The following is a 10046-nucleotide window of genomic DNA, read 5'->3' on the forward strand; positions in this document are numbered from 1 at the left end:
GCGGAGGTGACACGCGCGTGCACCGCCGATGACACGCCGCCCGCGCGTGGATCCTCAGGACCCGGGGCCGCCGATGCCCAGGGCGTCGAAGTCGACGACCAGGTCGGCACGGTCCCGGTTCGCCCGGATGCGTTCGGCGTTGCGCTCGTCGACCTCGGCGACCCAGCGGCGGGCGTGCTCGGGGGTCTTGCCGAAGCGCTCGTGCCGCGCGATCAGGCGCTCCAGGCGCAGCGGTTCGGGCGTCTCGCAGTACCAGACCTCGGTGAGCGCCGCGCAGACCGCGGGCCACGGCCCCTCGGCGTCGAGGAGGTAGTTCCCCTCGGTGACGACGACCTCGGCCTCGGGCGGGACTGCGATCGAGCCCGCCACGGGCTCCTCCACCCGGCGGTCGTACTGGGGCGCGTAGACGACCGCGCTCCGGTCGGCGGCGAGGCGTTCGAGGAGCGCGCGGTAGCCGTGGCCGTCGAAGGTGTCGATCGCGCCCTTGCGCCCGCGCCGGCCGAGGCGGACCAGTTCGGCGTTCGCGAGGTGGAAGCCGTCCATGGGGACCTGGACGGCCGGGGTGCCGCCCGCGGCGAGGGTGCGCGCGAGCCACGCGGCCGCGGTCGTCTTGCCCGCGCCGGGGCACCCGGCGATGCCGATGAGCACGCGCCGGTCCGAGGCGAGGGCCTTGACGCGGTCGAGCAGCGCCTGGGGGTCGTCTGCGAAGTCCACGCGCCCGAACCTAGCCCACCGCGCCCCGGTCCGGCCAGCGCGTCGGCCCGAGGGGTCCGGGTGCCGCCGCCGGTGCCTTCGCCCGCACTGCCGTCCGCGCCCCGCCTGCACCTCCCCCTCTGCCTCCCCTGTACCTCCTGAAACCGGCCTCACGCAGCATGATCCGGGTTACGGTGACCGGGTCAGCGGGCCCTGTGAACTGCGACTTCGCGGGCCGCAAGCGAGCCGCACGGAGGCGTCCATGAAAGCGTTGCAGTACCGCGAGATCGGAGCGGCCCCCGAGGTCGTCGAGATCCCCACGCCTGAGCCGAAGCCCGGCGAAGTCCTGCTCAAGGTGACCGCGGCCGGGGTGTGCCACTCCGACATCGCGGTCATGGAGTGGCCCGCCGAGGGCTTCCCCTACAAACTGCCGCTCACGCTCGGCCACGAGGGCGCGGGCACCGTGGCGGCGCTCGGGGACGGGGTCACCGGGGTCGAGGTCGGCGAGTCGGTGGCCGTGTACGGCCCGTGGGGCTGCGGGCGGTGCGTCAAGTGCGCCGCGGGCGAGGAGAACTACTGCCAGCGCGCCCGCGAGCTCGACATCAACCCGCCCGGCCTCGGCTCGCCCGGCGCGATCGCCGAGTACCTGATCGTGGACGACGCGCGGCACCTGGTGCCGCTGGGGAAGCTCGACCCGGTCCAGACCGTCCCGCTCACCGACGCGGGGCTGACGCCGTACCACGCGATCAAGAAGTCGCTGCCGAAGCTCACGCCGGGGTCGACGGCGGTCGTCATCGGCACCGGCGGCCTCGGGCACGTCGCGGTGCAGCTCCTGCGGGCGCTGACGGCCGTGAAGGTGGTGGCGCTGGACGTGTCGGAGGAGAAGCTGGACCTGGCGCGGAAGGTGGGCGCGCACGAGGCGTTCCTGTCGGACGAGGACGCCGCGGAGAAGGTGAAGGACCTGACCGGCGGGATCGGGGCGCAGGCGGTGTTCGACTTCGTGGGCGTGGGCCCGACGGTGGCGACGGCGGGGGCGTGCGCGTCGGTGGAGGCCGACGTGACGATCGTGGGGATCGGCGGCGGGACGCTGCCGGTCGGGTTCGGGGCCTTGCCGTTCGAGGTGTCGGTGCAGGCGCCGTACTGGGGCTCGCGGGACGAGCTGATCGAGGTGTTCGACCTCGCGCGGGACGGCCACATCGACGTCCATGTGGAGCAGTTCTCGCTGGAGGAGGCCCCGCAGGCGTACGAGCGGCTGCACGCGGGGCGCATCAACGGGCGCGCGGTGATCCTGCCGAACGGCTGATCCGGCGCGTGCGCGGCCCGGCCGGGACACCGGCCGGGCCGCGGCCGTGTTGACAACCGGGGAACCCTAGATCTACGATGCATAGAACAGCAAGGCATAGCAGATCTAGGTAAAGGAGGCGCTCCCCTCATGCACATCGCAAAAGACCTCGTGGCGGCCTCGGCCACCCCCCTCGTGCTCGGCATCCTCGCCGAGGAGGAGAGCTACGGGTACGCGATCCTCAAGGAGATCAGCGACCGCTCCGGCGGCCGCCTCGAATGGACCGAGGGCCTGCTCTACCCGCTCCTGCACCGGCTGGAGCGGCTGGGCCACGTCGAGTCGTCCTGGCGCACCCCCGAAGGCGGGCGGCGCCGCAAGTACTACGCCATCACCGAGGACGGGCTGCGCGAGCTCGCCGAGCAGCGCAAGCAGTGGGCCGCCGTCACCGACGCGCTCCAGGACGTCTGGAAGGCCACCCGCACCCTCGGACCCGTACTCCCACCGGCACTGGAGGCATGACATGACCGGCACCGACACCGAACTCGAGGCCCAGATCGCCGAGTGGCGGTCGTACATGCTGCGCCGCAAGGCCATCAGCGAGGCCGACGTCGACGAGCTGGAGGACCACCTGCGCGAGCGGGTCGGGGACCTGACCGAGTCGGGGCTCAAGCCCGACGAGGCGTTCCTCATCGCCGTCAAGCGCATGGGCCGCATGGACGAGCTCTCCCGCGAGTTCGCCCGCGAGCACTCCGACCGGCTGTGGAAGCAGCTCGTGCTCGACCCCGACCGGGACGCCGCCGCCGACACCGAGCGGCGCCGCGGCCTCCTCGTCATGATCGCCTGCGCCGCCTTGGGAGTGATCGCGATCAAGCTCCCGGCCCTGTTCGGGCTCGGCTTCGACGACAGCGGGGACTTCTACGGCCGCAACATCGGCCTGCTCGTGCTCGCGCCGCTCGCGGTGTACTTCGCGTGGCGCCGCCGGCTCGGCGGGGCGGCGATCGGGGTCGTGGCGGGCCTGTTCGCCGTCGGCGCGATCGCGAACAACGCCTACCCGTTCGACGCGGAGTCGCAGTCGATCGTCCTCAGCGCCATCCACCTGCCGCTGCTGCTGTGGTTCGTCGTCGGCATCGCCTACGCGGGCGGCGAGTGGCGCTCGGGGCAGAAGCGCATGGACTTCATCCGGTTCACCGGCGAGTGGTTCATCTACCTGGTCCTCATCGGACTCGGCGGGGGCGTGCTCACCGCGTTCACCGTCGGGGTCTTCGGGGCCATCGGCGTCGACGCCGAGGTGTTCATCTCCGAATGGCTCATGCCGTGCGGGCTCGCGGCAGCGATCGTGGTGGCCGCGTGGCTGGTCGAGGCCAAGCAGAGCGTCATCGAGAACATGGCGCCCGTGCTCACCCGCGTGTTCACGCCGCTGTTCGCGGTCACGCTCGTGGCGGTCCTCGTCGCGATCGGCGTGACCACCAACGCGATCGACGTCGAGCGCGACATGCTCATCCTGTTCGACCTGCTCCTGGCCGTGGTGCTCGGCCTGGTGCTCTACTCGATCTCGGCGCGGGACGCGAACGCCGGACCGGGTGTGTTCGACTGGATGCAGCTCGCGCTCGTGGTGAGCGCACTGCTCATCGACGTGCTCGTGCTCATCGCGATCCTCGGGCGCATCACCGAGTGGGGCCTGACGCCGAACAAGAGCGCCGCGCTCGGGGAGAACCTGATCCTGTTCGTCAACCTCGCCTGGACCGCGTGGCTGTACGTCTCGATCATCAGGCGCCGCAAGCGCTTCGCGGTACTGGAGAACTGGCAGACCGGGTACGTGCCGGTCTACGCGGCCTGGGCCGCGGCCGTGGTGCTGCTCTTCCCGCCGCTGTTCTCGTTCGCCTAGGGCGGGCCGCAGACCACCCGCCGAACACCACCGGCCCGGGCCGCCCCACGGGGGCGGCCCGGGCCCACTGCTAGTCGGAGCCGAACGCGGCGTCGAAGGACGCCGTCGGCGGGTCGAAGTTCAAGCCGCGCACGAACTCCACGGCCTCGGCGGCGCCGCGGAGGCGGTCCATGCCGGCGTCCTCCCACTCCACGGAGATCGGGCCGGCGTAGCCGATCCGGTTGAGCACGCGGAAGCAGTCCTCCCACGGCACGTCGCCGTGGCCGGTGGACACGAAGTCCCAGCCGCGCCGCGGGTCGCCCCACGGCAGGTGCGAGCCGAGGCGGCCGTTGCGCCCGTCGAGGCGCTTGCGGGTGTCCTTGCAGTCCACGTGGTAGATCCGGTCCCGGAAGTCCCACAGGAACGCGGCCGGGTCGATGTCCTGCCACACCATGTGGCTCGGGTCCCAGTTGAGCCCGAACGCGGTCCGGTGCCCCACGGCCTCCAGCGCGCGGTGCGTCGACCAGTAGTCGTAGGCGATCTCGGAGGGGTGCACCTCGTGCGCGAAGCGGACGCCGACCTCGTCGAACACGTCGAGGATCGGGTTCCAGCGGGCCGCGAAGTCGTCGTACCCGGCCTCGATCACGGCCTCGGACACCGGCGGGAACATCGCCACGTACTTCCACACGGCCGAGCCGGTGAAGCCGATGACGGTGTCGACGCCGAGCTTCGCGGCGGCCCGCGCCGTCGCCTTCATCTCCTCGGCCGCGCGCTGCCGGACGCCCTCGGGGTCGCCGTCGCCCCACACGTGCGAGGGCGTGATCGCCTTGTGCCGGTCGTCGATCGGGTCGTCGCAGACCGCCTGGCCGACCAGGTGGTTCGAGATCGCCCACAGGCCGAGCCCGTGCGATTCGAGGACCGCCTTGCGGTCGGCCGCGTAGTCGTCGTCCTCGGCCGCGCGGCGCACGTCGAGGTGGTCGCCCCAGCAGGCCACCTCCAGCCCGTCGTAGCCCCACGACGCCGCGAGGCGGCACACCTCCTCGAAGGGCAGGTCGGCCCACTGGCCGGTGAACAGCGTGATCGGTCTAGGCATGCAGACTCCTCAGAAAGGTCAGCCCGTCGACGGCGATGGCGTCCTGGGTCGGCGCCAGCGGACGCCAGATCGAGGCGGCGGTGGCGATCGTCGCATTGTGCGCCGTGAACGACTCGATGACAAGTGGTCCGGCGTACCCGGCCGCGTCGAGCGCGGCCAGGATCGCGGGCCAGTCCAGGTGGTCGGCGCCGGGCGCGCCCCGGTCGTTGGCCGAGACCTGGACGTGCGCGATCCTCCCCGCGGCCCTGGCGATGGCCGCCGGAAGGTCGGTCTCCTCGATGTTCATGTGGTAGACGTCGAGGGCGAGCCCGGTCCCCGGCAGGCCGTCGAGCGCTTCGAGCGCCTGGTCGACGGTGTTGAGCAGGCTCGTCTCGTAGCGGTTGAGCGGTTCGACCGCGACGGTGACGCCGCGCTCGGCGGCGTACTCGGCGACGGGCCGGAGGTTCGCCCGCAGCTCCTCGTACGCCGCCGCGCGGTCCTCGACGCGCCAGGTGCGCCCGACGGACGCGTACGCGGGCCCGGCGATCACCGGGGACCCGACGGCGACGGCCGCGTCCACGACCCGGCGCAGGTAGTCCTGGGTCGCGGCCACCGTCTCCGCAGGCGCGGAGACGAGTTCGCGGCCCGGGCCCATGACCAGGACCACCGTGGCGGCGAGGCCGAGCCGTTCGAGGAGCCCGGCCGCGCGTGCGGCGTCCCAGTCACCGGGGGACTCGACGGGGAGCTCGATCGTGTCGAACCCCCAGTCGCGCACGCGCGGCGCGAGCAGGGCCAGGGCCTCGTCGTCGAGCGGCGAGGCCCAGACCCAGGTGTTGACGCCTATGCGGCTCAACGGTCCTGCCAGGCTTCGGGGAAGCCGGGCAGGTCCTCGCCGCCGAACTTGGCGTAGTGCAGCGAGGGCATGTCGGCGTTGACCTCCAGGTACTGGTCGCGCTCGGCCTCGGTGATCGGGTCCTGCGGGAGGACCCACTCGGACGGGACCTGCTCGCCCGCGAGGATCATCGTCGCCGCGATCACCGGGGTGCGCCACTGGAAGTTCGAGTACACGGGCGCGAGCGCGGTCATGCCGGTCTCCTGCCACTTGCGCATGAACGACAGCTCGTCCTCGCCGGTCATGACCGGGTAGGGCGCGCCGGCGTCCTCGAACGCCTCGATGGCCGCGACGGCGCCGTCGCCGGCGTCCATCCAGATGCCGTCCACGTCGCCGCGCTGGAGGTACTGCGTGACGATGTTCTTGATCTCCGCGGCGTCGCCGCCGGTGAACTCGTTGCCGAGGATCTCCAGCTCCGAGTCGGCGAAGATCTCCTGCGCGGCGGCCCAGCGGTTCTCGAGGACGTCGACGCCCGGGAGGATGCGCAGGGCGAGGACCTTCGAACCGGGTTCGAGGTTGTCCACCAGGAACTCGGCGGCGTCGGCGCCGAAGGCGTAGCCGCCGATCGGGTGGATGAACGTGACGGCGCAGTCGGTGTTGACGCCGCGGTCGAAGATGATGACCGGGACGCCGGACTCGCACGCCGCTTCCACTGCGGGCGTGAGGGTCGCGGTGGTCGACGGGGAGATGATGAGCGCGTCGCAGTCGCCGGAGTCGACGAACGCCTGGATGTCGCTGATCTGCTGGTCGTCGTCGTCGCCGGCGTCCGAGTGGCGGAACTCGCCGATCTGGCCGGACTCTTGGAGGACCGCGACCTGCTGCTGCATGGTGATCCAGCCGGTCACGCGCCACGGGTTCGAGACCGAGGCGTTCGAGAAGCACACGGTGGCGTTCCCGCCCTCCTGCGCGAACGCGGCCGTGTCGACCCACTCGGGCTCGATGGCCTGGAGCCACGGCGTGGCCGGGTCCCCTTCGGGCTCGACGTCGCGCTGCGCGAGCTGCGCGTCGTAGTCGGCCTGCACGAACCACTCGTCGCCCGAGGCCTCCTCCGTGGTGGCCTCGTCGGCCTCCTCGGTGGGGGCGTCGGTGGTGCAGGCGGTCGCGAGCATGATGCCGAGGGCTGCCGCGGCGGCCGCGGCTATACGGGTTGTCCGCATGGTGGTTGACCTTCTTTTCATGAGGGAGTCGGACTTGCGGTGGCGGTCGGAGGAGTTGCGGTGGCGGTCGGGACGGGTCGGGTGCGGCGCCGGGCCGCGTACGCGACGGCGGCGATGATGATGGCGCCCTGCACGGCGGGGCGGAGCGTCGCGGGCAGCGCGAACTGGTTGAACAGGGTGAACAGCGCCTCGATGACGAGGGCCCCGGCCATGGCCGCGAGCACCGAGCCGCGGCCGCCGCCGAGGACGACGCCGCCGAGCACGACCGCGGTGATGACGGTGAACTCCAGGCCGTCGCCGACCTGGGCGCTGACGCCCGCGAACCCGCCGATGAGCACGCCGGCGATCGTCGCGGACACTCCTGAGAGGACGAACGCGAGGGTGCGGGCGGTGTCGACGCGGGCGCCCGAGAGCGCCGCGGCGCGGTCGTTGTCGCCCGCGGCCATGAGGACCCGGCCGAAGCGGGTGCGCATGAGCAGCACCGAGCCGGCGCCGACGGCGACCATGACGACCAGCGCCCACGGGATCTGCCCGAGGACCGGCACGTTCTCGATCCCCATGCGGCCGAGGACGCGGAAGGACTCCGACAGGCTCCCGGTGGGCGCGCCGCCGGTCCACAGCCGGATCGCGCCGTACAGGACCAGGAGCATCCCGAGGGTGGTGATGAACGACTGGACCTTGAGCGCGGTCGTGATGAGCCCGTTGACGAGTCCGACCGCGATCCCGAAGAGCACCATGACGGCCATGACCGGGAAGGTGCGGGACTCCTCGCCGTCGATGAGGCGCGCGGCGATGACGACCTGGGCGCCCACGAGCGCGCCCACGGACAGGTCGAAGTTGCCCGAGACGATCACGAAGTACTGCCCGGCGGCGAGGATCACCAGGGGCGCGGCCTGCTTGAGGAAGGCCATGAGGGACGGGCCCTCGAAGAAGCCGGGGTTCTTGACGAACACGGCGGCGAAGACGAAGACGAGCAGGACGAAGACCGTGGCGGTGGGGTTCGTCGCGCGCAGCAGCAGCTCCCGGACGCGGGTCATGACGCCTTCCCTTCGGCGAACCTGGGCCGCCGCGCGTGGCGGTCGAGCTGGCGGCGGGCGTAGATCGCGACGGCGGTGATGATGACGACGCCGCGCAGGACGTCCTTCGCGAACGGGTCGATCTGGAGGACGTTGAACACGGTGTCGAGGACGGCGAGGATCGCCACGCCCGCGACGGTCCCGGCGACGCCGCCCTTGCCGCCCAGGAGGAGCGTGCCGCCCAGGACGACCGCGGCGATGGCGTCGAGCTCGTAGAGGTTGGTGTACGCCTCGGCCGAGCCGGTGCCGAAGCGCGCGGCCAGGAGCAGGCCGGCGGCCCCGGCGGTCATGCCGCACAGGATGTGGGCGGTCATGAGGGTGCGGCCGGTGCGGATGCCGGACATGCGTGCCACGTCGAGGTCGCCGCCCACGGCGTACATGTGGTGGCCGGTGCGCGAGGAGCGCAGGAACCAGATCGCCGCCGCGGCCACGGCGAGCATGACCACTGTGGAGACCGGGACGGGCCCGAGGCGGGTGTACCCGAACTGCTGGAACACCGCGGGCACGTCGCCGGCGGGGCCCTTGTACTGGGTGTCCAGGTAGCCCTTGATGATGAGGCCGGTGCCGAGGGTGGTGATGAACGGGTTGACGCCGAGGTAGGCGGTGACGGCGCCGTTGGCGGCGCCGACCAGGCCCGAGACGAGGAGGACCGCGGCGATCGCGAGCGGGATGTTCGCGACCTGCCCGTCCATGGTGGTCGCCGCGACGAGGCTGGAGAGCGCCGCGGTGTAGCCGACCGACAGGTCCAGGGACCGGCACAGGATCACCAGGGTCATGCCGATGGCGAGGAACCCGGTGAGGCTGGTGCGGGTGAGCATGTCGACGATCGTGGCGGTGGCGAAGAGGTTCCCGCCGTCGAGGGCGACGGCGGTGCCGCCGACGACCAGGACGCCCGCGAGCGCGAGGTAGATGAGGGCGGTGGTGCCGAGGCGGGGCTTCTGAAGGCGGGGCTTGTGGAGGCTCGTCATTCCGGGCCCCTTCCGGTCGCGTAGGCCATGACCTGCTGCTCGGTGGCGCCGCCGGGCAGTTCCCCGGCGATGCGGCCGTCGTGGAGGACCACGATGCGGTCGGCGAGGCCGATGACCTCGATGAGTTCGGAGGCGATGAGGAGCACCGCGAGTCCTTCGGCGGCGAGTTCGCGGATGACGGAGTAGAGCTTGTGCTTGGCGCCCACGTCGATCCCGCGCGTGGGCTCGTCGAGGACGATGATCCCGGGCTCGGCCGCGAGCCACTTGGCGACGACGACCTTCTGCTGGTTGCCGCCGGAGAGGAAGCGGACCTCCTGGTCCTCGCCGCGGGCGACGAGGGCGAGGCGGGTGAGGAGTTCGGAGACGCGGGCGAGGCGGCGCCGGGAGTGGACGCGGGCGTTGGCGTCGAGGACCATGCGGGCGTTCGAGCGCACCGACTGCCACAGGGCCAGGCCCTGGGCCTTGCGGTCCTCGGTGACGAGGGCGATGCCGGCGCCGATGGCCCTGCGGGGCCTGGTGATGCGGATCGGGGCGCCGTCGACCTCGACGGTGCCGCGGGTGAAGGGGGCGATGCCGAAGACGGCCTCGGCGATCTCGGTGCGGCCCGAGCCCTGGAGCCCGGCGAGGCCGACGATCTCCCCGGCGCGCACGTCGAGGTCGATGCCGTCGATGTAGTCGTTCCCGCCGCCGGTGACCTTGAGCCGGACCTCGCCCTGGACGGTGCCGGGCAGGCGCTCGGGGAACTGGGCCTCGATGCGGCGCCCGACCATCTTGGCGACGAGGTCGTCGGGGGTGATGTCGGCGGTGTCGACACTGTCGACCAGGCGCCCGTCCTTGAGGACGGTGATCCGGTCGCAGAGGTCGAAGATCTCCTTGAGCCGGTGGGAGACGTAGAGGACGGCGACGTTGCGCTCGCGCAGGCGGCCGATGAGGCGGTACAGCAGCTCCACCTCGGCGTCGGCGAGCGCGGCGGTCGGCTCGTCCATGCAGATGAGGTCCGCGCCCTGGGAGAGGGCCTTGGCGATCTCGGTGATCTGCTGGT

General features: G+C 72.0%; 10 protein-coding genes. 3 read left to right on the forward strand and 7 right to left on the reverse strand.

Annotated elements, in window-relative coordinates:
- Positions 1 to 54 precede the first annotated feature (54 nt).
- Entirely contained in the window at positions 55 to 714 is a 660-nt protein-coding gene (locus BLS99_RS21790) for a nucleoside/nucleotide kinase family protein (protein WP_218126774.1), read from the reverse strand.
- Positions 715 to 955: 241 nt separating this feature from the next.
- Here BLS99_RS21790 and BLS99_RS21795 point away from each other — a divergent pair, with 241 nt between their 5' ends.
- From BLS99_RS21795 to BLS99_RS21805, 3 genes are all read left to right on the forward strand, one after another.
- The gene (locus BLS99_RS21795) at positions 956 to 1996 is read left to right on the forward strand and encodes an NAD(P)-dependent alcohol dehydrogenase (RefSeq protein ID WP_091053818.1); all 1041 of its coding nucleotides are present in this window, start codon (positions 956 to 958) and stop codon (positions 1994 to 1996) included.
- Positions 1997 to 2125: 129 nt separating this feature from the next.
- Positions 2126 to 2494, forward strand: coding sequence for a PadR family transcriptional regulator (locus BLS99_RS21800; RefSeq protein WP_091053819.1), 369 nt, complete (start codon positions 2126 to 2128; stop codon positions 2492 to 2494).
- 1 nt (position 2495) lies between these two features.
- Positions 2496 to 3860, forward strand: coding sequence for a permease prefix domain 1-containing protein (locus BLS99_RS21805; RefSeq protein WP_091053820.1), 1365 nt, complete (start codon positions 2496 to 2498; stop codon positions 3858 to 3860).
- A 70-nt stretch (positions 3861 to 3930) separates the two neighbouring features.
- Here BLS99_RS21805 and BLS99_RS21810 read toward each other — a convergent pair whose 3' ends face one another.
- The 6 genes from BLS99_RS21810 to BLS99_RS21835 form a co-directional block, all read right to left on the reverse strand.
- On the reverse strand, positions 3931 to 4932 hold the full coding sequence (locus BLS99_RS21810; protein WP_091053821.1) for a sugar phosphate isomerase/epimerase family protein: 1002 nt from the start codon (positions 4930 to 4932) through the stop codon (positions 3931 to 3933).
- Complete coding sequence (locus tag BLS99_RS21815; RefSeq protein WP_091053822.1) at positions 4925 to 5764, reverse strand: sugar phosphate isomerase/epimerase family protein; 840 nt, start codon at positions 5762 to 5764, stop codon at positions 4925 to 4927. The genes BLS99_RS21810 and BLS99_RS21815 overlap by 8 nt, the downstream gene beginning before the upstream one ends.
- On the reverse strand, positions 5761 to 6960 hold the full coding sequence (locus BLS99_RS21820; protein WP_091053823.1) for a substrate-binding domain-containing protein: 1200 nt from the start codon (positions 6958 to 6960) through the stop codon (positions 5761 to 5763). Before BLS99_RS21820 ends, BLS99_RS21815 begins: the two co-directional genes overlap by 4 nt.
- 17 nt (positions 6961 to 6977) lie before the next feature.
- Complete coding sequence (locus BLS99_RS21825) at positions 6978 to 7997, reverse strand: ABC transporter permease (RefSeq protein ID WP_091053824.1); 1020 nt, start codon at positions 7995 to 7997, stop codon at positions 6978 to 6980.
- A complete protein-coding gene (locus tag BLS99_RS21830) occupies positions 7994 to 9004 on the reverse strand; it encodes an ABC transporter permease (protein ID WP_091053825.1) in 1011 nt (336 codons plus the stop codon). Before BLS99_RS21830 ends, BLS99_RS21825 begins: the two co-directional genes overlap by 4 nt.
- A partial coding sequence (locus BLS99_RS21835; RefSeq protein ID WP_091053826.1) for a sugar ABC transporter ATP-binding protein occupies positions 9001 to 10046 on the reverse strand: 1046 nt, incomplete at its 5' end. The genes BLS99_RS21835 and BLS99_RS21830, both read right to left, overlap by 4 nt.

This window comes from Glycomyces sambucus (assembly GCF_900102815.1).
Lineage (GTDB): Bacteria > Actinomycetota > Actinomycetes > Mycobacteriales > Micromonosporaceae > Glycomyces > Glycomyces sambucus.